Here is a 26593-nt window from a genome sequence, read left to right as displayed (position 1 = left end):
TCAAACTCCCTGTTTAGCTTTGGCTTCGCGGCGACGCGCATGCAGCACCGGCTCGGTATACCCCGAGGGTTGCTCGACCCCCTTGAAGATCAGATCACAAGCGGCAGCAAAGGCCACGCCGTCATATCCCGGTGCGATCGGGGCATAGGCCGGATCACCTGCGTTCTGCCGGTCCACCTCCAGCGCCATCCGCTTCAGGCTTTCCATCACCTGATCCTTCGTCACCAACCCGTGCAGCAACCAGTTTGCCAGATACTGCGAGGAAATCCGCAACGTCGCCCGGTCCTCCATCAGCCCCACATCATTGATGTCCGGCACCTTCGAGCACCCAACCCCCTGATCAATCCAGCGCACCACATAGCCCAGAATGCCCTGACAGTTGTTGTCGACATCACGCTGAACCTCTTCGCCGGTCAGATTGCGACCTGACAGCAGGGGCGGCGTCAAAAGCGCAGTCAGACTGGCCGCCTCGCGATCCTTCAGCTGATCCTGCCGCCCAAACACATCCACCAGATGATAATGCGTCGCGTGCAACGTGGCCGCCGTTGGCGATGGCACCCAGGCGGTATTCGCGCCCGACAGCGGATGACCGACCTTGGCCTCCAGCATCTCGGCCATGGCATCGGGTTTGGCCCACATGCCTTTGCCGATCTGCCCCTTGCCCTGCATCCCCGTGGCCAGCCCGGCATCGACATTGCCATTCTCATAGGCCGCAAGCCACGCCGCATCCTTCATCTCGCCCTTGGGCACAAACGCACCCGCCTGCATCGAGGTGTGGATCTCGTCGCCGGTCCGGTCCAGAAACCCGGTGTTGATGAACACCAACCGCTCGCGCACTGCGCGGATACATTCGCGCAGATTGGCCGACGTGCGGCGCTCCTCGTCCATCACGCCCAGCTTGACCGTATTACGCGGCAGGCCCAGAATCTCTTCGACCCGGCCATAGATCTTGTCGGCAAATGCCACCTCTTCCGGCCCGTGCATTTTCGGCTTCACCACATAAACCGACCCGGCGCGCGAATTGCGCGGCCCGTCTGTCTTGCGCAAATCGTGCATGGCGCAGGCTGCGGTGACAAAGGCATCCAGCATGCCCTCGGGCGTTTCCTGCCCGTTAAGCATTACCGCGTCCGTCGTCATCAGATGGCCAACGTTGCGCACCAGCAGCAAAGCCCGCCCCGGCAACACCAACTGCGATCCGTCCGGCGCGGTCAGCACTTTGTCGTCGTTCAGACGGCGGGTCATCTCCTGACCGCCCTTGCTGAAGGTTTCGGACAGATCCCCCTTCATCAGGCCCAGCCAGTTGCCATAGACCACAACCTTGTCTTCGGCATCCACCGCAGCGACGCTGTCTTCGCAATCCTGAATCGCGGTCAGCGCACTTTCCAGCACCACATCCCGCAGCCCCGACGCGCTGGTCGCCCCAACCGGATGCGACGGATCAATCAGCAGCTCAATATGCAGCCCGTTATGGCGCAGCATGTAAGACGCCGTATCGCCCTCCTCAGCATAGCCCACAAACGCGGATGGATCAGCGAAGGCCACATCGGCACCGTCAATTGTCGCCAGCAACGCGCCATCCTGACGCTTGTACGCCTGCACATCCGCATGGCTTGCCCCGTTCAGCGGTGCTGCCTTGTCCAGAAAATCGGCGGCCCAAGCGACGGCCTGCGCCCCGCGCGCAGGGTCATATCCGGGGCCTTGGGCAGAACCCGGCAAGGCGTCGGTGCCGTAAAGCGCATCATAAAGCGATCCCCAGCGCGCGTTGGCCGCGTTCAACGCAAAGCGCGCGTTCGTGACCGGCACCACCAACTGCGGCCCGGCAAGCGTGGCAATCTCGGGGTCCACATTTTGCGTCGAAATCTCAAACGCTGGCCCCTCGGCCACAAGATACCCGATGTCGTGCAGGAAGGCCTGATAGGCGGCCATGTCCCAAGGCTGACCTTTGCGTGCGCTCAACCAGTCATCAATCTGTTCCTGCATCTCGTCGCGAACCGCCAGAAGACGGCGGTTTTCCGGCGCAAGATCCGCCAGCAGCGCGGCATAGCCCGCCCAGACACCCTCGGGCGTCAGACCCAGACCGGGCAAAACCTGGGTTTCCATCAACTCTGCCAGCGGTGCGGCAACGTCCAACCCGGCACGCGTCACATATTCTGTCATGGCGAATCTCCTCTTTGATTGAGGGCCACCATAAGAATACCGCCGCATACCGTCTGTAAATGCGTCAAAGTTTTCCACGATACGGAAATCGATTTCCCTTGAACGGAACGCCCCGCTGTCCCACCGTACCCGCAGAAGGAGCCTGAGATGACAGAAAAACCCACTGGCGGCGTGCAGTCCGTGGAACGCGCCCTGACCCTGCTCGAACTGATGGCCGCAACCGAAGACGGCGCGCGCCTGTCCGATCTGGCCCGCAGCGCCGGGCTGGCGGCCTCCACCGCGCACCGCTTGCTGACCACGCTCGAACAACGCGGCTTTGCCCAATCAGATGCCGCCTCTGGCCGGTGGCACATCGGACAACGCAGCTTCGCCGTCGGCTCGGCCTATACCCGGCAACGCAACTTTGTCGTCCCCGCCCTGCCGTTCCTGCGCCGCCTGCGCGACATGACCCGTGAAACCGCCAACCTCGGCGTCATTGAGAATGGCGAGGTTGTGACCCTATCTCAGGTCGAAAGCCGTGAAATCATGCGGGCGATCTCGCCCCCCGGCGGGCGCGTCCCGGTGCTGTGCTCTGGCATGGGCAAGGCCATTCTGGCGACGTGGGAAGACGCCGCGATTGACCGCCTCATCGACCGGCACGGCCTGCGCGCGATGACCCCCCGCAGCCTGACCGACCGCGCCGCCGTGCACAAGGAAATCGGCCTCGTGCGCGCACGCGGCTATGCGCTGGATGACGAAGAATTCGTGCTCGGCCTGCGCTGCGTCGCCGCCGTCGTCTGGAGCCCGCAGGCCGAAGCAGCCTGTGCAATCTCAGTCTCCGGCCTTGCCGCACGCATGACCCCGGAAAAGGTCGCCGAAACCGGCACCATCGTCATGCGGCTCGCGGCGGAACTGACCGCAACCCTTGGCGGCAGACCACCCGAGTAAAGCCAGGCCAACGCACAACCGCCATCAGGCGCGCCTGTCGCGCCCCTAAATTCATTGATGCGGCATTTCACAACGACCGTTGATTTGCCCCTATTGAACGCGCGCCCGCATAATTGCTATAGATGATTCACATAGCGGCGACCGGACGCGACAGTCGGCCCGTGTTTTCGACCAAACGAATTGCATACTGGAGATATTCCGCATGAAACCGTTCCTCGACGTTCAACAAGACGGCGCAATCCTGACCCTCACCATGATGCGCCCAGAGGAGCGGAACGCGATCTCTGACGTGGACGCCTGCAATCAGGTGGTCGAGGTCTGCGCCGACGTGGCCCGCAATCGCGATATTTCGGTGGTCATCCTGACAGGCGAAGGGACATCCTTCAGCTCCGGCGGCAACCTCAAGAAGATGCTCGACCGCAGCGGCTTCGCCCCGAAGGAAACGCCAATCGAAACCCGCTACAGCTACATCGAAAGCATCCAGCGGATCACGCTGGCGCTCTATGATCTCGAGGTGCCAACCATCGCCGCCGTCAACGGCCCCGCCATCGGCGCCGGTCTGGACCTTGCCACGATGTGCGACATCCGCATCGCGTCGGACAAGGCGATTTTCGCCGAAAGCTTCGTCAAGGTAGGGATCATTCCCGGCGACGGCGGGGCCTGGTTGCTGCCGCGCGCGGTGGGGGCATCCAAAGCGGCCGAGCTGTGCTTCACCGGCGAAATGATCGACGCCGCCGAGGCCGAGCGCATCGGGCTGGTGTCCCGCGTTGTGCCGCACGACGACCTGATGTCCGCCGCCCGCGCCTTGGCCGAAAAGATCGCCGCCAACCCGGTACACGCGCTGCGCCTGTCCAAGCGGCTGCTGCGCGAAGGTGAAAACATGAACCTGTCGCAGGTGCTTCAACTGTCTGCTGCCTTCCAGTCGCTGATGCACGAAACCGATGACCACCGCGAGGCCGTCACCAGCTTTCTGGAAAAGCGCAAACCGGTGTTCACCCGAAAGTAAGATGACCCAGCGCGGTCATGGGGCGCGTTCCACTGCGGCCCCTATCGCCCCGCGGGCGATCCCCATGTGCCCCCTGCGCGGGTCGGCGAAATTCCGTTCGCCCCTCCCCCGCGCCACATGATGCAGGACGCGTGATACGAGGAAATGGAATTGAGCACAAAATGACACAAGCCCCCACTGCCGCAGCCCTTCAGGGCCTGCGCGTGATTGACATGACGCGGGTCATTGCCGGCCCCTACGCGACCCAGACCTTTGGCGATCTCGGCGCCGAGGTGATCAAGATCGAACGCCCCGGCGAAGGCGACGACGTGCGCCGTGTCGGCCCCCCCTGGATCGAAGGCCGCGAAGGTAACCTTTCAACCTATTTCATGGCCGTGAACCGCAACAAACAATCGGTAGCACTTGATTTCGCACAGCCCGAAGGCGCCGATCTGCTGCGGCAACTGATCAAGGACGCCGACATTCTGGTCGAAAACTTCCGCCCCGGCACGCTGGCCAAATACGGGCTGGGGTATGACGACCTGAAACAACTGAACCCGCGGCTGATCTATTGCTCGGTCAGCGGCTTCGGTCAGACCGGGCCATATGCGTCGCGCTCGGGCTATGACTATCTGGCGCAAGCGATGGCCGGCGCCATGACCGTCACCGGCCTGCCCGATGGGGAACCCGGCGGCGGCCCGCTGCGCGTGGGCATCCCGATGGCGGATATTTTCGCGGGCATGCAGGCCACCGTCGCGGTTCTGGCCGCCCTGCACCACCGCACAGCCACCGGCGAAGGGCAGGCCATCGACGTGTCGTTGTTTGACGCCCAATTCGCCACGATGCTGAACCCGGCCGCCTGCTGGCTGAATGCCGGGCAAGAGCTGCCCCGCACCGGCAACGACCACCCCAGCGCGGCCCCCTATGGCGTCTATCCGGTCGATGACGGCCACATCCTGATCGCCACGTTCAACGACCGTGAATTTGTCCGCCTCGCTGCGGCCCTGGGCCACGCGGAATGGTCCACCGACGACAGGTTTTCCAGCAACGGCGCGCGGGTGGCAAACCGCGCCGCGCTGAAGCAGTGCGTCACCGACGCCCTCAAGGGAAAAACCCGCGCCGAATGGGTCGATCACCTGAACAAGGCCACCGTATCGTGCGGCCCGATCAACGCCATGCCGGATCTCGAAACCGATCCCCACGTCATCGACCGCGACATGATCGTGGAAATGGAGCACCCGGTGCTGGGCAAAATCCGCGCCCCCGCCTCGGCGTTTCGGATGACCAAAACACCCCCGACCTATCGCACCGCCCCGCCGCTGGTGGGCGAAAATACTGATGAGGTTCTGCACCGTCTTCTGGGCCTCACCCCCGCAGAGCTGACCGCTCTTCGCGCCAAACAGATTGTCTGAAGGATATAGAGATGTTTCAACCATACAGATTTTCAGAAATCGAAATGCCCCCCACCGAAGCCGCCTTGCGGGCCGAGGTGCGGGCGTTTCTCGCCGATTGGAAAGACAAATGGACCCCGTGGGAAAAGGGGCACTCGTGGAACGGGTTCGACCGTGAATTTTCCCGCGCCGTCGGGGCAAAAGGCTGGATCGGCATGACCTGGCCCGCAGAATACGGCGGCGGCGGCTTCTCAATGATGGAACGCTATGTCGTGATCGAGGAAATGCTTGCGGCAGGCGCCCCCGTTGGCGCGCATTGGATCGCAGATCGCCAAAGCGGCCCGCTGATCCTGAAATCGGGCACCGATACCCAGCGCCAGAAATACCTGCCCCTGATCACAACCGGCGATGCCTCCTTCTGCATCGGCCTCAGCGAACCTGATTCAGGCTCTGATCTGGCCTCGGTCCGCACCAAGGCCGAAAAAACCGCCGACGGATATCGCATCAACGGGCGCAAGATCTGGACCACCAATGGCCACCTTTCCGACTATATGATCGCGCTGGTGCGCACCGAAGGCACGGCAAAGGATCGCCACAAGGGCCTGTCGCAGGTGATCGTGCCGATGGATGCGCCAGGGCTGAACATCCGCCGCATTCAGGACCTGACCGGCGAGGCGCATTTCAACGAAATCACCTTCGACAACGTCCTCGTCGGCGCCGACGCGCTGATCGGCGAAGAAGGGGCCGGCTGGGCGCAGGCGACCGCCGAACTTGCGTTCGAACGCAGCGGCCCGGATCGCTACATGAGCGCCTATCCCCTGTTTGAAATGCTGGTTGATTACAGCCAATCCTTGCAAGACGACCGCCTGTCCGAACGCAAGATAGGCGCGCTTTTCGCCGAAATCGCCGTGCTGCGGCAAATGTCCGTGTCAATCGCGACAATGCTGCAGGATGGCATCCTGCCCAACCAAGAGGCCGCCGTGGTCAAAGACCTTGGCGTGACCCACGAACAGAACATGCCCGAAGTCGCCCGCGCCATCATCGGCGGTGACTTCGGTCAGGACACCGAAGGCGATCTGGCCGAAATCCAATCCGCCATCCTGCAACTCGCGCCGACATTTTCACTCAGGGGCGGCACCCGCGAAATCATTCGCGGCATCATGTCAAAGGGGTTGGGCCTATGAACGACGACACAAACATTTCCCGCATGCTGACCGATCAGCTTTCTCGCCTGCTCGAAGCCAGCGTAGATGCGCCCTTGCTTGCCAAGATCGAAAAAGGCACCGCCGGTTCGGCCCTGAACGACGCGGTCGCGGAACTTGGGCTGGATATGGCGCTTGTCCCCGAAGACAAGGACGGCGCCGGGCTTGACTGGTCCGATGCCGCCCCCCTGTTCGAGGTGCTGGGATACTACGCCGCGCCGGTCGATCTGGGCGAACAGATCATCGCGCAATGGGCGCTGGCGCAGGCGGGCCTGCCCGCCAGTGACCCCGCCCCGGCTGTCGCCCTTGGGCTGGCAAAGCTCTCGGCTGACGGGGGGCTCTCTGGCACGGTCACCATCCCATGGGGCAGCGCCGACCGCTGCGTTCTGGTCGAAGCCATGCAAGACGACATGCGCGTGCTGTGCCTGCTTGATGCCGCCGCCATGGCCGCCTCTGTGCCCGTCTCCACCGTCGGGCGCATCCCGACCCGCCGCCTTAAACTGAACGGCGCGGCTGTTCAGGCCAGCGGCCCGCTTGGCGCGATTGGCTTGGGCGATGTCAGCGCACTGCTGCGCGCGGCCTATATCGCCGGTGCCTTGTCGCGGGCGCTGGAGTTGACGCTGGACTATTGCAACACCCGGACCCAGTTCGGGCGCACCATCGGCAAGTTTCAGGCCGTTCAGCAGATGGTCGCACAACTCGCCTCCGAAGCGGCCGCCGCCAAAGCAGGGACGCAGCTTGGGATGACCGCCATGGGCTCTGGCAACGCGGGCATGCAAATCGCGATCGCCAAACAGCGCGCCTCGGCAGCTGTGGCAAAATCCGCCGCGATCGCCCACGAGGTGCACGGCGCCATCGGCGTGACCGAAGAGCATATCCTGCACTATTTCACGCGCCGCCTGTGGCAGTGGCGCGAAGAAGCCGGAAGCGAACACGTCTGGGCCGAACGTCTGGGCCGCGAAGTCATCGCACGCGGTGGCGCCGCAGCCTGGCCCACGATGGTCGGACTTTCGGCACGCTGAACGGTGTGTCAGGGGCGGATCAGATCCCCGCCCCTGACACTCTTGATTTTGGCGCATGGGCTGCTCAGGCCGCGACCCGTTCAAACACCGCCGACAGCCCCTGACCGCCGCCGATGCACATCGTCTCAATCCCGTATCGTGCGTCCCGGCGGGCCATCTCGTGCAGAAGCGTTGCCAGAATACGCCCCCCCGTCGCCCCAACCGGGTGCCCCAGCGAAATCCCCGATCCGTTCACGTTCATCCGCTCGAAATCCGACTTGGCGAAGTTCCAATCACGGGTGCAGGCCAGAACCTGCGCTGCAAACGCCTCGTTCAGCTCGATCAGGTCAATCTGGCTCAGGCGCATATCGGCGCGGGCCAGCGCCTTGGCCGTCGCCGGGACCGGACCGATGCCCATCAGCTTTGGCGGCACCCCGGCAACAGCCCAGGACACCAGCCGCCCAAAGGGGCGCAACCCGTTCTGCGCGGCCAGCGCGCTGGTGGTCACAATGCAGGCCGAGGCCCCGTCGTTCTGACCACTGGCATTGCCCGCCGTCACCGTCGCCTCACTGTCAGACCCCGACAGAATTGGCCGCAGCTTACCCAGACTTTCCGCCGTCGTGCCCGCCCGCGGATGCTCGTCGCGATCAATAACCTTCGTGCCCTCTTTGCGGCTCGTGATGGTCACCGGAACGATCTCGTCGTCAAACCGCCCCGCCTCCTGCGCGGCCACGGCCCGCGCCTGCGATGTGGCGGCAAAGGCGTCCTGTTCCTCGCGGGGGATCGCATAATCGCGCCGCAGGTTTTCCGCCGTTTCCAGCATCCCCCCCGGCACCGGGAAATTCGTGCCCCCCGCCGTCACCCTGCCCCGCGCCAATGAATCATTCAGCATCAGCCCGGCCCCGGTCACACCCCAGCGCGCGGCGGTCGAGTAAAACGGCGCGTTGCTCATGGATTCCGCGCCGCCCGCGATCACGACGTCCGAAGCCCCGGTGGCAACCTGCATCGTCGCGTTGATGATCGCCTGCAATCCCGACCCGCAGCGCCGATCCAGCTGCAAACCACCCACCTCGACCGGAAACCCAGCGTCCAGCGCCGCCACACGCCCCAGCGCCGGCGCATCCATCGACGGGTAACACTGCGCGAAAATCACATCATCCACGCTGGCCGGGTCAAGACCGGACCGCTCCACCAGCCCCCGCAGGATCGCCGCCCCCAATTCGTGCGCGGACAGAGATTTGAACTGACCGCCATAGCGCCCCACCGGCGTCCTGACCGGCTCACAGATAACGACATCACGCATAATCACTTACTTCCCCTCAAAAATTCAATCGGCATCAGACACCGCCCGTGCCGCATCGCAAAATTATCTTCTGTTTTCAGGCAAAACGTATGCCCTGCCCCCACCACGCGCAATTGCTTTCTGGCGTGCACAACCCTGACGCCGATGCCGATAGAAGCTGCACAAATCTGTGGCAAAGCCGCAGTATATTCGCCTTAACTTGATCCGTGTCATGTCAATGCCTTCCGCACCCACGCAGAAACTCGGGCATAGGAAACTCTGGAAGGGGAATTCATGTCCGATGCAAAGGCGCCCGCGCCGACCCAAGGGCTGACAGACTCAGAGATTGCTCCGTTGCAGGCCCGCTATGGCCGCAACGAGATTGTTCACGACACGCGCTTTCGCGGCCTGCGCATCCTTGTGCGGCAATTTACCAGCGTTCTGGTGGTGGTTCTGATTGTCGCAATGGCGGCGGCCTTCGCCATGGGCGAAATTGTCGATGCCGCCGCGATCGGCATCGTGGTTGTGATGAATGCCCTGCTTGGCTTTGCGCAGGAATGGCGCACCGACAATGCCATCAAATCTTTGCGGCGGATGCTGTCCCCAACCGCACACGTCATTCGCGGCGGGCAGGAAAAATCCATCCCCGCGACCGAACTGGTGCCCGGCGATCTGGTCCTTATCGAGCAGGGAAGCCGGATTCCGGCCGATATGACGCTTATCGAACACGCCGGGCTTCAGGTCGACGAAAGCGCGCTCAGCGGCGAATCCGACCACGTCGACAAAACTGCCGGGCTGGGTGAGCCAAACCTGTTCATGGGCACAACAGTCACCACCGGGCGCGGCAAGGCCATCGTGACCGCCATCGGCGCACTGACCAAATTCGGCCAGATCGCCGGGCTGACCAGCACCATCAGCGAACGGCCCACCGTTTTGCAGATACAGATGGCGCGGCTTGCCATGCAGATCGCAATCCTGGCCGTCGTGATTGCCGGGGCGACCGTGGCCATCGGCTATTTCACCGGGCGCGATCTGTTTGTCATGGTGATGACCGGGCTGTCGCTGGCGGTCTCGCTGGTGCCCGAAGGCCTGCCGGTGGTCCTGACAATCTCGCTGACACTGGGCGCCACCGCGATGGCCCGCCAAAAAGCCTTGGTGCGTCAGCTTCAGGCGGTTGAAACCCTCGGGGCCGCCACCGTCATCTGCACCGATAAAACCGGCACGCTGACCGAAAACCGGATGACGGCCGTCCGCATCTGGACCTTGGGCGCCGAGTATCAGGTCACCGGCACCGGCAGCGATCCGGCCGGGCATATCACCCGGAACGGCCGCAAATGCCGCGCGGCGGATGATCCCGAACTGGCGAACCTTCTGGAAACCGCGCTTTTGTGCAACAATGCGCGACTGGAACAGGCGCAAAACACCTGGGCCATGTTCGGCTCTCCCACCGAAGGGGCGCTTGTCACGCTCGCCTACAAAGGCTGGGCCACGCTGCCCACCCCCGAACGTCTGGTCGCCGAAAACCCGTTTTCCAGCGAACGCAAAAGAATGAGCATGCTTGTCCGCACCGACGACAGCTTTGCATTGCACGCCAAGGGCGCCCCGGAACACATCCTCAGCGTTTGCAACTCCGCCGTTATCGATCAAAAGACATATCCGCTGGATGATGAACTGCGGTCCAAAATCATGGCGTCCTATCACCAGATGGCCGAAAACGGCCTGCGGGTGATCGGGCTGGCCGCGCGCGCGGCACAGGACGGCGACACCGAAGAACGCGACATGATCTTTCAGGGGCTCGTCGGCCTGATCGACCCGCCCCGCCCCGAAGTCGGCGCCGCCATTCAGGCCTGCCGCGCCGCTGGCATTCAGGTGATCATGATCACCGGCGATGGCCCGACAACCGCACGCGCCATTGCCCAGCAACTTGGCCTGCCCGCACGCATTGCCCTGACCGGGGCCGAGCTTGAGGATATGACCGATGCTGACCTGACCGAGGTCCTGGGCCGCGACGTCCTCTTCGCCCGCACCACCCCCGCGCACAAGCTGCGCATTGTCACGGCGCTTCAGGCCCGCGGCGAAACCGTGGCGATGACCGGGGACGGCGTCAACGACGCCCCCGCCTTGAAACGGGCCGATATCGGCATCGCCATGGGGCAGCGCGGCACCGATGTTGCCCGCGATTCCTCGGACCTCGTTTTGCTCGACGACAACTTCGCCACGATCGTGGGTGCCATCGCCCAGGGCCGTCGCCAATTTGAAAACATCAGCAAGTTCGCACGCTATCTGCTGTCCTCGAACGCGGGCGAGGCCGTGGCGCTGTTTGGCGCGATCCTGATGGGGCTTCCGCTGATTTTCCTGCCCTCTCAAATCCTGTGGATCAACCTTGTCACCGACGGCATTTCCGCCGTGGCACTGGGGTTGGAAAAGGCCGAACCCGGACAGATGCAGGACCCGCCGCGCGGGCGCAATGCCACCATTCTGGGCCGGACGGGGCTGTGGATGATCCTGCTGCTCGGGGCCTATACCGGCGGTGCCAGCATATGGATCTTCCAAAGCCTGCTCGCCGAGGGCGAAATCATCGCGCGCACCACGACCTTTACCGCGCTGGTGATCTTCGAACTGGCGGCGGTGTTTGCCTTCCGGTCGTTTCGGGTGCCGTGCACCTCGCTCGGCTGGCTGTCGAACCGCTACTTGTTCCTTGCCGTGCTTCTGGGGCTTGGCACCCAACTTGCCGCGATCTACTGGCCCCCGCTGCAATTGTTGTTGCGCACCCAGCCCATCGGCTGGGAACACTGGCAGCTTGTCGGGCTGTTCACCTTGCCGCTGATTATCGTGCCCGAACTGATCAAGGCGATCCTTGCCAGCCGCGCACGGTCCGGGAAAGCCGCCCCTGCCGCATGATCTCGGTCAATGCGGCGGGGATCAAGGCCGTACTATGATGCCTATCGGAAGCCCGCCGCATCCTGAACTCGCAATCCGGAGCGCCCAATGCAAGACGATCAGACAAATGTCATCGCCTATCTCAGCTCTCCGGCAGGGCACCCCGGCAACGGCCCGGTCAGCGTGGTGGAAACCCACGGCGCGCTGATCTTTCTGGCGGGCGACGTCGCACTGAAAATCAAACGCGCCGTGAAGTATGACTACATGGACCTGTCCACGCTCGCCCTGCGCGAAACAATGGTGCGCCGCGAACTCGCGTTGAACAAACCCGCCGCCCCCACCATCTACCGCGATGTGATCGCCGTCACCCGCGAAGCCGACGGCACACTGGCGCTCGACGGGCACGGGCCTCCCGTCGAATGGGTGCTGCGCATGTGGCGCTTCCCGGCTGAGGCTGAACTTGCCGTCGTCGCCGACACCGGCAGGTTCACCGACACCTTGGCCGAGGACCTGGGCCAAAGCGTCTTTGCGTACCACAACGCAGCGCCCAAACGCCCCGCAGACGGCACCCGCCTGATCGACGACATCCTGTCAGAACTTGACCGCGTCTTTGCCGACATGCACGCCGCCCTCGGTGCCACCCGCGTGGCGGACTTCAACGCAATGGCACTGACCGCGCTATGCGCCGCCGCCCCTCTTCTGACCCAGCGAAGCACCAAAGGGCAGGTCCGGCGCTGCCACGGCGACCTGCACCTGCGCAATCTGGTCCTGATCGACGGCAAACCCGTCCCCTTCGACGCGCTCGAATTCGACGAAACGCTGGGCACATGCGATGTGCTCTATGACCTCGCCTTCCTGATCATGGACCTGCGCCAACGCGACCTGCCACGCGCCGCCAATATCGTGCTCAACGCCTATCTTCTGGCCGCAGGCGGCGCACAAGACAGCGGCCTGTCGGTGATGCCGCTGTTCCTTGCCGTCCGCGCGGCGATCCTGGCCATGGTGACCGTGCAAACCGATCAGGCGCGCGGCATCCCGGGCCACTCTGACCACAAAGCCCGGCAATACCTCAACGCCGCCTTGGTCGCCCTGTCCCCCGCCGAACCAATGCTGATCTGCGTCGGCGGCCTGTCCGGGACGGGCAAGACCGTGCTGGCGCGCGAACTCGCCCCCCTCGTCGGCGCCGCCCCCGGCGCGGTCCACCTGCGCAGCGATCTGGAGCGCAAAGCCCTGCAAGGCGTGACGACACAAACCCACCTCTCGGCAATCCACTATAAAAAGTCCGCCCGCCATCAGGTCTATCAGCACATGCTCCGACGGGCCGAAACCTTGCTGAGCGCCGGGCACTCCGTGCTTCTCGATGCGACCTTCCTCGACCCCGATACCCGGCAGGCCGCCGCCAGACTGGCCACCGACCTGGAGCTGCCCTTCCATGGCCTCTGGCTCGAAGCGCCGCTTAACATCCTGATCTCACGCGTCGACGCGCGGATCGGTGACGCCTCGGATGCCGACGCAACCGTGGTTCAACAACAAAGCACCGCACAGCTCGGAACACTCGACTGGCACCGGATACCCGCAGATGGCGTGCCAGAAACAACGCTCAACGCCGCAAAAGCCATCCTGCTCCCGTAAAGCCCATGACCGCCCCGCCTAAACGAAAAGACCCGCCAGTTTCCTGGCGGGCCCTTCCTCTCGTCCGTGCATCGCAAGCAGCGTGTCAGATCACAACAACATCCAGCGGCGGAAACCCGTTAAAGCAAACCGAGGAGTAGCTTGACGTGTAGGCGCCGCAGTTGCGGATAATGATCCGATCACCTGCCCGCAAACCCACGGGCAATTGAACGGGGCGTTTTTCGTACAGCACATCGGCGCTGTCACAGCTCGGACCAGCCAGAATGCAGGGTCCGGTCTCTTCGTGCGGGCGGTCGGTGACAAACTGATACCGGATCGCCTCATCCATTGTCTCAGCCAACCCCGAGAATTTGCCGATATCCAGATACACCCAGCGGCACAGATCATCCGCCGATTTCTTCGACACCAGCAGCACCTCGGCGGCAATCATGCCCGCCTCGGCCACCATGCCACGACCCGGCTCCGCCATGATCCGCTCAGCGCCCTCGAACCGCGCCTCGACCATCTGCATCACATGCGCCGCGTAAACCGACGCGGGCTCAATCGCTTCGCCGTAAAACGCCGGAAACCCGCCACCGATGTTGATCATGTTCAGGGCAAAGCCATTGGCGCGCGCCGAAGCCCACACCGCTGCAACCTGATCCAGCGTCTCGCGCCACATCTCGGCCTGACGAGTCTGCGACCCAACATGGAACGACAGCCCAACCGGCTTCAGGCCCAACTCAATCGCACGCGCCATCAGCGGCTCTGCCATCTCGGGCGAACAGCCAAACTTGCGGCTCAGCGGCCAATCGGCACCGGTGGCCCCCACCAGCAGACGAATGTAAACTTCCGCACCCGGCGCATGCTCGGCCAGCTTTTCCAGCTCTTCTTCGGCATCGGCCGCGAACAGCCGCACCCCGGCGTGGAACGCAAACGCAATGTCGCTGGCGCGCTTCACCGTGTTGCCGAACGAAATATCCTCGGGATGCGCACCCAGGCTCAGGCACAGCTCAACTTCGCCGCGCGATGCCGCATCGAAATGCGAACCCTCGTTGACCAGAACCTCCAGCACTTCACGCGCCGGGTTGGCTTTGACAGCATAATGGATGTGCGCGCGGCCCAGGCCGGATTTCAGCGCACGGAACTGGCGGGCCACGGCCTCACGGTCCAGTACAAGCGTCGGGCGATCAAACTGCGCCGAACGGATAAAAGCTTCGATACGGTCAGACGAGCGTACGGCTTCGCCGCCCGCAAAGGGGTTTACGTATGCGTTCATGGTCATCTCCAATAGACCCGGCCATCTATGACCGCTCACTTCCAAGGGAGACGTTACCGTCGCTACGTAAACACGGGGTTGGATGTCCGACCCGGCCAGAGGCGCGTGCGTTGGCGTCTTGAAACCGCATGTAGAACCACTTGCAGCCTCATTCAATCATTTTTTTGCCCTCAGACAAAATAATTCTTCTATGGGCGCCATTTTTCATAATTTGATCAAAACACCCCCGCGGCGGCCCCGTTAAATCTGACCACACACACCCGCCCCGCAGCCCCGGATCAGCGCCATATCCGTGCCCAACCACCGGCAATCTTCAGCCGCGCCCGCAATCGCCCGACCCCGATCACGAAGCAAAGCACCCACTTCGCTTCTTTCTGATCAAAATACTCACTGCACACCGTTGCCCACCGCCAAAACGCCAAAGGCCCGGACAACCGCCCGGGCCTTCGCCAAAATACTGAAATCGCGTCGCCTTACGGCTGCTCGTCTTCGTCCGCACTGCCCGGCAGGTTGAAAAAGCTCTCGGCGTCGATGATCTCGTCTTCTTCGTCCTCATCGTCCTCACGCAGGCTGAAGGTTTCCAGCCCCTCGATCGCGGTCGGAATGCGCGGCGCTTCTTCCATGCCCAGCGACTGCTCGGTGCTCACCAGCTTGCGGCGCTCGTCATCGCTCATCACGCCACCCTCGGCAGCCTTCTTGGCCACGGCCTTTTGCACGGCGGCATCCAGCTCGGACTGCTTGCACAATCCCAACGCCACCGGATCGACCGGCTGAATGTTGCCAATGTTCCAATGGGTCCGCTCGCGAATCGCCTGAATCGTCGGCTTTGTGGTGCCCACCAGCTTGCTGATCTGACCATCGGTCAGCTCCGGGTGGAACTTCACCAGCCAATAGATCGAGGCCGGGCGATCCTGCCGCTTCGACAGCGGAGTATAGCGCGGGCCACGGCGCTTTTCCTCGCCCACGGCGGCGGCGTTGAACTTCAGCTTCAGCCGGTGCATCGTATCTGCCTCGGCCGCATCAATCTCTTCCTGGGTCAGCTGATTGTTCGCAACCGGGTCAAATCCCTTGACGCCCGCGGCCACATCACCATCGGCGATCCCCTGGATCTCCAGCTCGTGCATGCCAACGAAATCGGCAATCTGTTTGAAGCTGATCGTCGTATTGTCCACCAGCCAGACGGCGGTTGCCTTCGCCATGATCGGTTTGGCCATAACGTTTCTCCTTGACCCAAATCTTCCCCGCTGCCTGAAAACAGGCGGACCCTTTGGGCCGGTTTCCGTTGTGGGGGAACTGCTGGCGTATATAATGCGCCCAAACCGATAAGGAAAGAGTGAATGCGATCTGCCTTTGCCGCACTGCTATGCGCGCTGATCTTCTGCGCCACAGCACCCGCCACCCACGCCGATGGCGAAAAAGCCGGTGAATTCGACTACTACGTGCTCTCGCTCAGCTGGTCGCCCAACTGGTGCGCCACCGAAGGCGCCGCGCGGCGCTCGCCACAATGTGATGAAGATGCCGATTTCGGCTGGGTGTTGCACGGGCTCTGGCCGCAATACGAACAAGGCTGGCCCGCCTATTGCCGCACCACCGAACCGCACCCGACCCGCGCCATGAGCCAAGCCATGGCCGACATCATGGGCACCCCCGGTCTTGCCTGGTATCAGTGGAAAAAGCACGGCCGCTGCACGGGCCTGTCAGCCCCCGACTACTACGCACTGGCCCGCAGCGCCTATGAACAGGTCAACCGCCCGGCCGTGTTTCGCAAACTCGACCGCGCCGTGAAACTGCCCGCCTCGGTGGTCGAGCAAGCCTTCCTGCAAGCCAACCCGACATGGACGCCGGACATGCTGACCATCACCTGCAAAGACAGCCGTATCCAAGAGGCGCGCCTGTGCCTGTCGAAAACCCTCGACCCCGTCCCCTGCGCCCGCGACATGGTGCAGGACTGCCGGATGAAAAACGCGCTACTTGACCCGATCGACTGACCCGAAGATCAGATCGCCAGATCGTCCAGCGAACCGCCGGCATCAAGCGCGTCGATGACCCAACCTGGCCGACGCCCCATCCCGGTCCAGGTCTGACTGTCGTCGTCCGGGTTGCGGTATTTCGCAACACCTACACCGCGCACCTTGCGCTTGGCCTTGGGTGCATCGTCCCCGGCCAGCTCGGCCAGACTAAAGCCCATCTCTTTGGCTTTGGCTTCCAGCACATCCCGTGCCTTCTTCTTCTGCCGCGCCTCATAGCTTGCGATCGCCTTGACGACCTTCTTCTCAAGCGCTTTCAACTCGGCCAGCGTCATCTCGGAAAGATCCGCACCTGACTCGTTTGTTGTATCTGACAAAGCCAAATCTCCTGTTCCCTGTCATCCCCATTCACTCATGCAAGTAAAAACAAGGCACTACAATGCCCGCCACAGCGAAACACGCGCGTTTCTGCGACATTCCGCCCCAATCTCTCGCAACGCGAGTGACGCTAATTGAAAGACCACCAGAAGGCGAGTCCTTCTCACACTTCTAAGATCGTGCACCCCGTCGTCTTGCGTGCTTCCAACGCACGATGCGCCTCGGCGACCTGCTCCAACGGGAACCGCTGATCAATCCGGATCACCACATCCCCGGCCAACACCTTCGAAAACAAATGCTGCGCCATTTCCTGACAGGCGTCGTGATCGGCAATATGGGTAAACAGCGTCGGGCGCGTGATTTTCAGCGATCCCTTTGGCCCCAGCACTCCAAGATTGAACGGCGGCACCGGCCCCGAGGCATTGCCGAAGGAAATCATCATCCCCAGCGGCTTCAGGCTGTCCAACGATCCCTCGAACGTGTCCGCCCCCACAGCGTCCATCACCACATCCACGCCCTTGCCGCCGGTCAGGTCGCGCACTTGAGCGGCCCAATCCTCGGTCCGGTAGTTGATGCAATGGCTCGCGCCATGTGCCAGCCCCAGCGCGCATTTCTCATCCGTGCCCGCCGTCCCGATCAGCGTGATCCCCTCGGACCGCGCCCATTGGCACGCGATCAGGCCCACGCCCCCGGCAGCTGCGTGAAACAGAACCGTGTCGCCACGCCTAAGCGGCGTCGTGCGGTGGAACAGATATTGCGCGGTCATGCCCTTCAGCATCATCGCCGCGCCCTCTTCAAACGAAATGCCATCGGGCAGCGGGCACACCTGCGCTGCGGGCATCACCCGCGCCTCGCAATATGATCCCGGCGGGTTCGCGGCATAGGCCGCCCGGTCGCCCACCTTCAGATGGGTCACGCCCTCGCCCACCGCCTCGATCACCCCCGAGGCCTCCATGCCCAGCGCATGCGGCAGCTGCATCGGATACAGCCCACTGCGCTGATAGCAGTCGATGAAATTCAGCCCGCAGGCCTTGTGCCGGATCCGAACCTGCCCCGGACCGGGCTCGCCCACCGGCAGATCCGCCAGTTTCAGCTTTTCGGGTCCGCCGACCTCTTCGATGATTACCGTGCGCGCCATGTTATTCCTCCCCGTCATTTCGTCTGACTTATTTTGAACCCGATAAAATGCCTCTGGCGCGGCTCGGGTCAAGACCGCCCGCCGCACATCCGCATATGCATCGGATGTGCATGTTATGTGCATGCCCCGTGCAGCCCTGTGGTGCAGCCCGGCTTTTGCCGGGTCCGCGCCTCAGGCGACCTGCAGAACGATCTTGCCAATGTGGCCGCTGGCCTCGATCCGGGCATGGGCGTCGGCGGCATCTTTCAGCGCAAACTCGCTGTCCATCACCGGCGCAATCTTGCCTGCATCCAGCAACGGCCACACCTGCGCGCGCAGCGCCTCGGCGATCCGCGCCTTGGCCAGGTCACTTTGTGGCCGCAACGTGCTGCCGGTGATCGTCAGCCGCCGCGTCATCACCTGCGCAAAGTTGACCTCAACCTTCGGCCCTTGCAGGAACGCGATCTGCACCAACCGGCCATCATCGGCCAAGGCTCTGATATTGCGTGGAATATACAAGCCCCCCACCATATCCAGGATCAGGTCAGCCCCGCCTTCGCCGCGCAGCACCTCGACGAAATCCTCGTCGTTATAGATGATCGTGCGTTCCGCTCCCAGCGCCGCACAGGCGGCCGCCTTGTCCTGACTGCCGACCGTGACAAACACCCGCGCGCCAAATTCCCGCGCCAGCTGGATCGCCGTCGTGCCGATCCCCGACGACCCGCCGTGGATCAAAAACCGCTCTCCGGCCTTCAGGCCACCGCGCTGAAATACGTTCGACCAGACGGTGAAATATGTCTCGCACAGGCACGCCGCCTCGCGCAGCCCCATGCCCTCGGGCACCGGCAAACAATGCGCCGCTGGCGTCATCACATATTCCGCATACCCCCCACCCGGCAGCAGCGCGCAGACCTGATCACCGACCGACCAATCGCTAACCCCTTCGCCAACCGCATAAATTTCGCCCGAGGCCTCCAGCCCTGGCAGATCGCTGGCCGTCGGTGGCGGCGCATAGGCCCCCGCCCGCTGCAATGCATCGGGCCGGTTCACCCCGGCATAGGCCACCTTGATCACCACCTGCCCCGGTCCCGCCACGGGCATCGGGCGCTCGCACAGGCGCAGCACTTCCGGCCCGCCCGGCTCTGAAATCTCGATCGCGCGCATTGTCTCGGTCATCGTGTTCTCCTTACCTGCGGCCGGACCATCGGCCCGGCATATCCTCCCGCGCGGCGGCGGGGGGCTTGATCCTGTCCAGCATCGCCAGCGGGCCAGACAACAACCGGCTCAGCACCTTGTTGTCCCGCACCCCGGCCTTTGCCTTCTCAAACTGCATCACATCATCAATCCGGCGGTCCAGAAACGCCCAGGTCGCCTCTGATCCTTGCGAATCATCGCCCAGCCAGAACAGCACCGTTGCGCCATAAACCGCACTCAGCGTCGCGCGCTTGGTGTACCAGTTCACATCGTCCGAACTGTCGCCCAATGTCGTCCAGATCAGATCAGCCGTGCCCCAGATCGCCCGCGCGCCATCCACCGCATACTGCGGCAGCGCAAACAAGACCGTCCCCCGGCGCACCGCTTCCTTGTCCTCTGCCGCTTCAAGCCGAAACCGAACCGCACTCGCAATCCGGTCGCGAAACCGCAGCTCAGACAGGTCTTCGGCCTGCAAACGCCCCACCATCGCCGCATCGCCCTGCGCATGATAGGCCAGCGCCAGATCCACCGCCCCGCGCGGACACACCGCCCGCGCCGCGCCAATCGTCACGCCAGCATCCGCCACAGCCGCCTGAAATGTCGCCTCCGACCAGCCATCGAATGCCACATGCGGCAGCGCCGCCTGCAACAGGGTTTCCTTCAGATCAGGCACAGTCATCCGCGACCTCCTTGTCAACTCGCCCCACCCTAGACAAATAGGATCGGCTTTGCTATATGGCCACTTCCTGCAAATCCTTGCAACTCAACTTAGAAAGGTGGTGAAAACCACATGCAGGTTAGTGTTCGCGACAACAATGTCGATCAGGCGCTTCGTGCCCTGAAGAAAAAGCTGCAGCGTGAAGGCGTCTTCCGCGAAATGAAGCTCAAGCAACATTTCGAGAAACCGTCCGTCAAAAAAGCGCGCGAGAAAGCTGAAGCAGTCCGTCGTGCCCGTAAACTGGCACGTAAGAAAGCACAGCGCGAAGGTATGCTCTAAGCAACCTCTCTCGAAAGCTGAACGCTTAAAACACGACGACCCCCGAGGCACCCGCCCGGGGGTTTGTCATTTCCAGCCCCCTGTTTTTGCGCATTTGTGGCAAAAAGAAATAGGGCGCGCATTTCACCGCCCCCCAAATTCCTGTGCACGACAGCCAAGCGAACCGTCAGTTGCCTTAAACCGACCAGCGCCGCGCCGCCCGTGCAACCCTGACGCCGAACCGCCGCGCGGTTTCAAGATCACCCTGATGCACCATCAACGTCTTATCGCGCGAGGTTGTGGCCCCCAGTCCCAGCCAGACCCCAGACGCGTTGATCCCATCGTTTTCCGGCACCACCGGCGCGCCGATCTGATCCTGACCGACCCAGACCATGCCGTGCTGCGCGGCAAAGATGTTCATCTGCATCAGACTGCTCAGCTTATCGCCCCCCGGAAAGGTCGCCACCGTGAACCCACCGGCCAGCTTGTCGGCCCAAAGCTGCTCCGACCAGATCCCACTGGTGCTGTCCATGAACATTTTGAACTCGGCCGCGACGCTGCCCATATAGGTCGGCGCGCCGAACAGGATCGCATCGGCGGCCTCCATCGCGGCCCAATCCATCTCGGTCACCTGCGTCACGTCGATCAGGCGCGCGTTGCAGTTCTCATCGCCCAACGCCCCGGCAATGTAATCTGCCAGGCGCAACGTGTGCCCACGACCCGAGAAATAGGCGATTGCCACATTTACCATGCGCTCAGCTCCGGGCATCGGACAGGATCATATCAGAGGCTTTTTCCGCGATCATAATCGTCGGGGAATTGGTGTTGCCGCTGACAATCGTCGGCATCACGCTTGCATCCACCACCCGCAGCCCGGCAATGCCGCGCAGGCGCAACCTTGGGTCCAGCGGCGCCGCCGCATCCGCCCCCATCCGCACCGTGCCGGTGGGGTGGAAAATCGTTGTGCCAACATCACCCGCCGCGCGTGCCAGCTCGGCGTCGCTTGCCTCGGTTATGCCCGGCTTCATCTCGACCGGGGAATATTTCGCCATCGGCCCCTGCGCAATGATCCGCCGCGCCAACCGGATCGAATTGACCGCAACCGTCCGATCCCCCTCGGTGGACAGGTAATTCGGCGCAATCTTCGGTGCCGCTTTGGGATCGGCCGAGGTGATCTCGACCACACCCCGGCTTTCGGGGCGCAGGTTGCACACGCTGGCCGTCATCGCCGGGAAATCATGCAGTGGCTGCCCGAACGCCTCCAGCGTCAGCGGCTGCACATGGAACTCCAGATCCGGTGTGTCCAGATCAGGCCGCGATTTCGCAAATGCCCCCAACTGGCTGGGCGCCATCGACATCGGCCCCGAGCGTTTGAGCACATATTCCAGTCCGATCTTGGCCTTGCCAAACAGGCTGTTGGCCATGGTGTTCAGGGTCTTCGCCCCCTCCAGCCGCCAAGAACAGCGCAGTTGCAGGTGATCTTGCAGGTTCGCCCCGATCCCGGCGTTGTCCTGCACCACTTCGATTCCGTTACGGCGCAACACCGCCTCTGGTCCGATCCCCGACAGTTGCAAAATCTGCGGCGACCCGATCGCCCCCGCCGACAAGATCACCTCGCCGCCTGCGCGCGCGGTCTTGATCTGCCCCTTCTGTTCGTATTCAACCCCGACACAGCGACCATCTTCGATGATCACCCGCCGCGTATGGGCGTGGGTTTCCACCTGCAGGCCCTGGCCTTTGGTCGTGCGCAAAAACGCCTTGGCCGTGTTCATCCGCCAGCCGCTTCGCTGGTTCACCCGGAAATAGCCGACACCTTCGTTGTTGCCGGTGTTGAAATCCGTTACCTCAGGCAGCCCCTCGGCCACCGCCGCCGCCATCCAGTCGTCCAGCACATCCCAGTGCAGCCGCTGGTTCTCGACGCGCCACTCGCCGCCCGCGCCGTGCATCTCGCTGGCGCCATCGACGTAATCTTCGGATTTCATGAAATACGGCAGAACATCATCCCAGCCCCAGCCGGTATTGCCCATCTGCCGCCAGCCATCATAATCCGCCGCCTGCCCGCGCAGATACAGCATGCCGTTGATCGAACTGCACCCACCCAGAACCTTGCCACGCGGATAAATCAACGACCGCCCGTTCAGCCCCGGCTCCTCGGCTGTCTTGAACATCCAGTCGGTGCGCGGGTTGCCGATGCAATACAGATACCCCATCGGGATATGCACCCAGTGATAGGAATCGCGCCCGCCCGCCTCAAGCAGCAGCACCTTGTGGCCCGCATCCGTCAGCCGCTTGGCCAACACGCAGCCTGCGCTGCCCGCCCCGACCACGATATAATCCCACTGCATCACATGCCCCTCCCGTTTTGGGGCAAAATGGGCGATAGAGGCGGCGATGGCAATGGCTCAGACTGGCAGTGCGGTTGTCTTGAACACCGTGCGCAGGGCAAAGCTGCTTTGCATCTGCGCCACGCCGGGCAACCGCGCCAAGTGCTGACGATGAATGCGGGCAAAATCTTCGGTATTCTCGGTCACGACCTTCAACAGATAATCCGCTGTGCCGGCCATCAGATGACACTCCAGCACATCCGGGATTCGCGACACCGCGCGCTCGAACGCATCCAGCACCTCATCGGCCTGCCCCGACAGGGTGATTTCGACAAACACCGTCGTCGGCACCCCCAGCTTGCGTGCATCCAGCAACGCCACATAGTCGCGGATATACCCATCCACCTCCAGTCGCTGAACCCGGCGATGACAGGCCGACGGCGACAGATTGACCGCCTCGGACAGGTCCGCATTGGAAATCCGCCCCTTGCGCTGAAGCACCTTCAGAATACGCCGATCCGTCTGATCCAAAGCCATTTGTGCATATTCCTTCGAAGGTAGTCCCATTTGGCGCTAGAATATTCACAAAAGAGCCGGGAACGCGACCTGTTTTTCAATCGCTTTGCGCGCCACATGCGACATTCTGTCCGCATTACTGTCCCACCCCCAACACAGGACAAGACCCATGAAAATTGGCTGCCCCAAAGAAATCAAACCCCAGGAATTTCGCGTCGGCATGACACCGAACGCCGTGACCGAGGCCGTGAGCCACGGCCATCAGGTGGTCGTTGAAAAAGGTGCGGGTCTTGGCTCGGGCTTCGACGATGCCTCGTATCTGGCCGCTGGCGCCACCCTTCTGGACACCGCAGAAGAGGTGTTTGCCACCGCCGATATGATCGTAAAGGTCAAAGAGCCCCAGCCGGTCGAGCGCAAACGCCTGCGCGAAGGGCAGCTGCTGTTCACCTATCTGCATCTGGCCCCCGATCCCGATCAAACCCGCGACCTGCTGGCCTCGGGTTGCACCGCGATCGCCTATGAAACCGTCACCGACCGCTCGGGCGGGCTGCCCCTGCTGGCGCCGATGTCCGAAGTCGCCGGCAAACTGGCGCCCCAAGTCGGTGCCTGGACCCTGCAAAAGGCCAATGGCGGCCGCGGCGTTCTGCTGGGCGGCGTGCCCGGCGTCGGCCCGGCCCGTGTGGTTGTGATCGGCGGCGGCGTAGTCGGCACCCACGCCGCGCGTGTGGCCGCAGGCATGGGCGCGGATGTCACCGTGCTCGACCGCTCGCTGCCCCGGATGCGCTATCTCGACGATGTGTTCGGCGGCACCTTCAAGACCGGCTATGCCAGTGCGGGCAACACGGCTGAACTGATCGCACAGGCCGATATGGTCATTGGCGCGGTGTTGATCCCGGGCGCAGCCGCGCCCAAACTGGTCAGCCGCGCACAGCTGTCGACCATGAAACCCGGCGCTGCAATTGTCGACGTGGCGATTGATCAGGGCGGCTGCTTTGAAACCAGCCACGCCACCACGCATCAGGACCCGATCTATGATGTCGACGGCGTCATGCACTATTGCGTCGCCAACATGCCCGGTGCCGTTGCCCGCACCTCGACCATCGCGCTTGGCAACGCCACCATGCCCTTCCTGCTGGCCTTGGCCGACAAGGGCTGGAAGCAGGCCTGCGCCGATGATCCCCACCTGCTGGCGGGGCTGAACGTCCACGCCGGGCAACTGACCTATGCCGCCGTGGGCGCGGCCCTGGGGCTTGAGACAGTCTCGGCGCAATCGCTGGTGGCCTGACACCCCCGGCACCCGTGTTACACGCCCCTACAACGCAAATCGGCCTGCCCCTTGGGGCAGGCCGTTCCGTTAACACCCTAAACGAATGCTTACTTCTTCAACGAGTCGCGGATTTCCAGCAGAACATCCAGTTCGCTCGGACCGGCAGGCGCCGCAGGTGCTGCCTCTTCTTCCTTGGCGGCCGCATCCTTGACGCGGTTGACCATCTTGACCAGCAAGAACACCACGAACGCGATGATCACGAAGTTAACAACGGCCATGATGAAGCTACCATAGGCGAAAATCGACGCTCCGGCATCGCGGGCATCCGCAAGGCTGGCCCCCGCAGGCACGTCACCGCTCAGCACGGCATAGTTGTTGGTGAAGTCGATCCCACCGGTGAACAAGCCGATCAACGGGTTGATCAGATCCGCCACCATCGAGCTGACGATCGCGGTGAAGGCTGCGCCCACAATGATACCAACAGCCATGTCCATGACATTGCCCTTGGCGATGAAGTTCTTGAATTCCTGAAACATTTGTCCCTCTTCTTTCTATCGTGACGGTCGCGTCGGCTGTTCTTCCGACAAAAGACGAAACCGCCCCTTCCCATTTAGTATTTTCTGCATGATGCCCCGCATTGGTCCAATGTCGGGCCATAACGCAGTATTAAGGGCTTTTGTTCGTTCGCGCGCCCTTGCACACAGTGTATCATTCTTTTCCACAGAACCATGTCTGTTTCATTGGGAAAAATAGCCTATTTTCCCCCCTGTAGATGAACAGGAGCCTGCAATGACTTTTCCCGATGATTTCCCCGTGGCCAGGCGCTGGCCCGCAGCCGACCCTTCAGTGCTGCAACTTTATTCCTTTCCAACGCCGAATGGCGTGAAGATTTCCATCATGCTCGAAGAAACCGGCCTCCCCTACGAGGCGCATCTGGTCACGCTGGCCGATGCCGACGTCAAAAGCCCCGAATTCCTGTCGCTGAATCCCAACAACAAGATCCCCGCCATTGTCGATCCCAACGGCCCCGGCGGCGCGCCGCTGGGCCTGTTCGAGTCCGGCGCGATCCTGATCTATCTGGCGGAAAAGACCGGCAAGCTCCTGCCAACCGATCCGGCGCAACGCTACAAGGTCATCCAATGGGTGATGTTCCAGATGGGCGGGCTTGGCCCGATGCTGGGCCAGCTTGGCTTCTTCTATAAATTCGCAGGCGCCGCGATCGAAGACCCCCGCCCGCGCGAGCGTTATATCAACGAAGCAAAGCGCCTGCTGGCCGTGGTTGAAAAGCAGCTAGAGGGTCAGGACTGGATCGCGGGCGACTATTCCATCGCCGATATCGCCATCGCCCCCTGGCTGAACGCGCTCGAATTCTATGGCGCCAAAGAGGTGCTGGGCTGGGACACGTTCCCCAATACCGTGGCCTATCTCGCCCGCTTCCTCGCCCGTCCGGCGGTGCAGCGCGGTCAGAACATCCCACCGCGCGCCTAACACACCCCAGCAAGCTGTCCGGCCCGCCACCCCAAGGCGGACCGGGCAAAAACCTGCAAGCTCAGGCCGAGCTCAATTTGGTCAGGCGTCCGGTGCAACAAACCAACCAACACCAAAGGCCGCCCTGCGGGACGGCGATCCTTATCGGAAATGTGGAAAATGGCAGGGGCAGAAGGGCTCGAACCCTCGACCTACGGTTTTGGAGACCGTCGCTCTACCAACTGAGCTATACCCCTATGGCCGATGCGCTGTTTACGGCGCTCCTTTTGCGAATTCAAGCATGATCTTCACAGTTCTGATAAAACCTTGCAACCGGGGCCCAAGCGCTCACCTCCGCCTGAAGAACCTCGACCCGCGCCCAGAGCCGCTCGGGCAACCCATTCCACAGCACTCGCGCGCCCACTGCCGTCCTGAACCGCTCCGGCATACGCCGCCCCTCGCGCGGCCGGGCGCCAACCGCGCGTCAGCGCTGAACCTGCGGCGCCATCAGGCGCCTCAACCAGATCACACCACCACCGCCACAAACGAAAAGGGCCACCCAACAGGGCAGCCCTTTCCTCTTCGAACCCGAAGGTTTGATTACTTCAGAATTTTCGACACGACGCCGGCGCCGACGGTACGGCCGCCTTCGCGGATGGCGAAGCGCAGGCC

Annotated in this window: 24 protein-coding genes and 1 tRNA gene; 11 read left to right on the top strand and 14 right to left on the bottom strand. The window is 62.7% G+C overall.

From position 1 onward, the window contains the following. Positions 1-2157 (bottom strand): malate synthase G, encoded by a 2157-nt coding sequence (locus BSF79_RS14625; protein ID WP_090270574.1) that lies wholly within the window; start codon positions 2155-2157, stop codon positions 1-3. A 147-nt stretch (positions 2158-2304) separates the two neighbouring features. On the opposite strand from BSF79_RS14625, the gene BSF79_RS14620 reads away from it, so the two are divergent. From BSF79_RS14620 to BSF79_RS14600, 5 genes are all read left to right on the top strand, one after another. Further along, on the top strand, positions 2305-3084 hold the full coding sequence (locus tag BSF79_RS14620; protein WP_090270573.1) for an IclR family transcriptional regulator: 780 nt from the start codon (positions 2305-2307) through the stop codon (positions 3082-3084). Between the two features lie 202 nt (positions 3085-3286). After that, the gene (locus BSF79_RS14615) at positions 3287-4090 is read left to right on the top strand and encodes a crotonase/enoyl-CoA hydratase family protein (protein ID WP_090270572.1); all 804 of its coding nucleotides are present in this window, start codon (positions 3287-3289) and stop codon (positions 4088-4090) included. Between the two features lie 161 nt (positions 4091-4251). Then, complete coding sequence (locus BSF79_RS14610) at positions 4252-5481, top strand: CaiB/BaiF CoA transferase family protein (protein ID WP_090270571.1); 1230 nt, start codon at positions 4252-4254, stop codon at positions 5479-5481. Positions 5482-5492: 11 nt separating this feature from the next. Beyond that, entirely contained in the window at positions 5493-6644 is a 1152-nt protein-coding gene (locus BSF79_RS14605) for an acyl-CoA dehydrogenase family protein (protein WP_090270570.1), read from the top strand. Beyond that, positions 6641-7684, top strand: coding sequence for an acyl-CoA dehydrogenase family protein (locus BSF79_RS14600; protein WP_090270569.1), 1044 nt, complete (start codon positions 6641-6643; stop codon positions 7682-7684). Before BSF79_RS14605 ends, BSF79_RS14600 begins: the two co-directional genes overlap by 4 nt. Positions 7685-7748: 64 nt before the next feature. Here BSF79_RS14600 and BSF79_RS14595 read toward each other — a convergent pair whose 3' ends face one another. Continuing rightward, positions 7749-8966, bottom strand: coding sequence for an acetyl-CoA C-acetyltransferase (locus BSF79_RS14595; RefSeq protein WP_090270568.1), 1218 nt, complete (start codon positions 8964-8966; stop codon positions 7749-7751). 273 nt (positions 8967-9239) lie between these two features. Between BSF79_RS14595 and BSF79_RS14590 the strand changes: the two genes are divergently transcribed. Beyond that, positions 9240-11846, top strand: coding sequence for a cation-translocating P-type ATPase (locus BSF79_RS14590; protein ID WP_090270567.1), 2607 nt, complete (start codon positions 9240-9242; stop codon positions 11844-11846). A gap of 87 nt (positions 11847-11933) precedes the next feature. Continuing rightward, on the top strand, positions 11934-13457 hold the full coding sequence (locus tag BSF79_RS14585; protein ID WP_090270566.1) for a bifunctional aminoglycoside phosphotransferase/ATP-binding protein: 1524 nt from the start codon (positions 11934-11936) through the stop codon (positions 13455-13457). Between the two features lie 85 nt (positions 13458-13542). Here the strand turns inward: BSF79_RS14585 and BSF79_RS14580 are convergent, their stop codons facing one another. Both BSF79_RS14580 and BSF79_RS14575 read right to left on the bottom strand, forming a co-directional pair. Next, a complete protein-coding gene (locus tag BSF79_RS14580) occupies positions 13543-14715 on the bottom strand; it encodes a type III PLP-dependent enzyme (protein ID WP_175545339.1) in 1173 nt (390 codons plus the stop codon). A gap of 473 nt (positions 14716-15188) precedes the next feature. After that, the gene (locus BSF79_RS14575) at positions 15189-15929 is read right to left on the bottom strand and encodes a DUF1013 domain-containing protein (RefSeq protein ID WP_090270564.1); all 741 of its coding nucleotides are present in this window, start codon (positions 15927-15929) and stop codon (positions 15189-15191) included. Positions 15930-16052: 123 nt separating this feature from the next. On the opposite strand from BSF79_RS14575, the gene BSF79_RS14570 reads away from it, so the two are divergent. Beyond that, positions 16053-16703, top strand: coding sequence for a ribonuclease T2 family protein (locus BSF79_RS14570; RefSeq protein WP_090270563.1), 651 nt, complete (start codon positions 16053-16055; stop codon positions 16701-16703). A gap of 8 nt (positions 16704-16711) precedes the next feature. Here BSF79_RS14570 and BSF79_RS14565 read toward each other — a convergent pair whose 3' ends face one another. From BSF79_RS14565 to BSF79_RS14550, 4 genes are all read right to left on the bottom strand, one after another. Next, on the bottom strand, positions 16712-17059 hold the full coding sequence (locus tag BSF79_RS14565) for an H-NS histone family protein (protein ID WP_342741881.1): 348 nt from the start codon (positions 17057-17059) through the stop codon (positions 16712-16714). 164 nt (positions 17060-17223) lie between these two features. After that, positions 17224-18198: a quinone oxidoreductase family protein gene (locus BSF79_RS14560; protein WP_090270561.1), complete on the bottom strand. Its 975-nt coding sequence runs from the start codon at positions 18196-18198 to the stop codon at positions 17224-17226. A gap of 171 nt (positions 18199-18369) precedes the next feature. Further along, positions 18370-19353: an NAD(P)H-quinone oxidoreductase gene (locus BSF79_RS14555; protein WP_090270560.1), complete on the bottom strand. Its 984-nt coding sequence runs from the start codon at positions 19351-19353 to the stop codon at positions 18370-18372. Positions 19354-19363: 10 nt separating this feature from the next. Beyond that, on the bottom strand, positions 19364-20050 hold the full coding sequence (locus BSF79_RS14550) for a COQ9 family protein (protein ID WP_090270559.1): 687 nt from the start codon (positions 20048-20050) through the stop codon (positions 19364-19366). Positions 20051-20161: 111 nt separating this feature from the next. Between BSF79_RS14550 and rpsU the strand changes: the two genes are divergently transcribed. Then, a complete protein-coding gene (rpsU, locus tag BSF79_RS14545) occupies positions 20162-20368 on the top strand; it encodes a 30S ribosomal protein S21 (protein ID WP_058263026.1) in 207 nt (68 codons plus the stop codon). A 175-nt stretch (positions 20369-20543) separates the two neighbouring features. On the opposite strand, the gene BSF79_RS14540 is transcribed toward rpsU, so the two are convergent. From BSF79_RS14540 to BSF79_RS14530, 3 genes are read right to left on the bottom strand one after another with little or no spacing between them, the layout of a single operon-like run. Continuing rightward, entirely contained in the window at positions 20544-21098 is a 555-nt protein-coding gene (locus BSF79_RS14540) for a flavodoxin family protein (RefSeq protein WP_090270652.1), read from the bottom strand. Positions 21099-21102: 4 nt separating this feature from the next. After that, positions 21103-22692, bottom strand: coding sequence for a GMC family oxidoreductase (locus BSF79_RS14535; RefSeq protein ID WP_090270558.1), 1590 nt, complete (start codon positions 22690-22692; stop codon positions 21103-21105). 57 nt (positions 22693-22749) lie between these two features. Next, positions 22750-23208 (bottom strand): Lrp/AsnC family transcriptional regulator, encoded by a 459-nt coding sequence (locus BSF79_RS14530; protein WP_090270557.1) that lies wholly within the window; start codon positions 23206-23208, stop codon positions 22750-22752. A gap of 148 nt (positions 23209-23356) precedes the next feature. Here BSF79_RS14530 and ald point away from each other — a divergent pair, with 148 nt between their 5' ends. Next, positions 23357-24472: an alanine dehydrogenase gene (gene ald / locus BSF79_RS14525; RefSeq protein WP_090270556.1), complete on the top strand. Its 1116-nt coding sequence runs from the start codon at positions 23357-23359 to the stop codon at positions 24470-24472. Between the two features lie 89 nt (positions 24473-24561). Here ald and mscL read toward each other — a convergent pair whose 3' ends face one another. Beyond that, positions 24562-24990: a large conductance mechanosensitive channel protein MscL gene (mscL, locus tag BSF79_RS14520; protein WP_090270555.1), complete on the bottom strand. Its 429-nt coding sequence runs from the start codon at positions 24988-24990 to the stop codon at positions 24562-24564. Between the two features lie 253 nt (positions 24991-25243). On the opposite strand from mscL, the gene BSF79_RS14515 reads away from it, so the two are divergent. Then, complete coding sequence (locus BSF79_RS14515; protein ID WP_090270554.1) at positions 25244-25942, top strand: glutathione S-transferase family protein; 699 nt, start codon at positions 25244-25246, stop codon at positions 25940-25942. 160 nt (positions 25943-26102) lie between these two features. Here the strand turns inward: BSF79_RS14515 and BSF79_RS14510 are convergent. Then, positions 26103-26178: transfer RNA gene (locus BSF79_RS14510), tRNA-Trp, on the bottom strand. 343 nt (positions 26179-26521) lie between these two features. After that, positions 26522-26593, bottom strand: a 72-nt coding sequence (locus tag BSF79_RS14505) for an EF-Tu C-terminal domain-related protein (RefSeq protein ID WP_217650079.1), incomplete at its 5' end; no start/stop codon positions are given.

The sequence above is a fragment of the Thalassovita taeanensis genome (assembly GCF_900110775.1).
In the GTDB taxonomy this organism is placed as follows: domain Bacteria; phylum Pseudomonadota; class Alphaproteobacteria; order Rhodobacterales; family Rhodobacteraceae; genus Litorimicrobium; species Litorimicrobium taeanense.
This window is presented reverse-complemented; position numbering and strand designations above follow the sequence as displayed.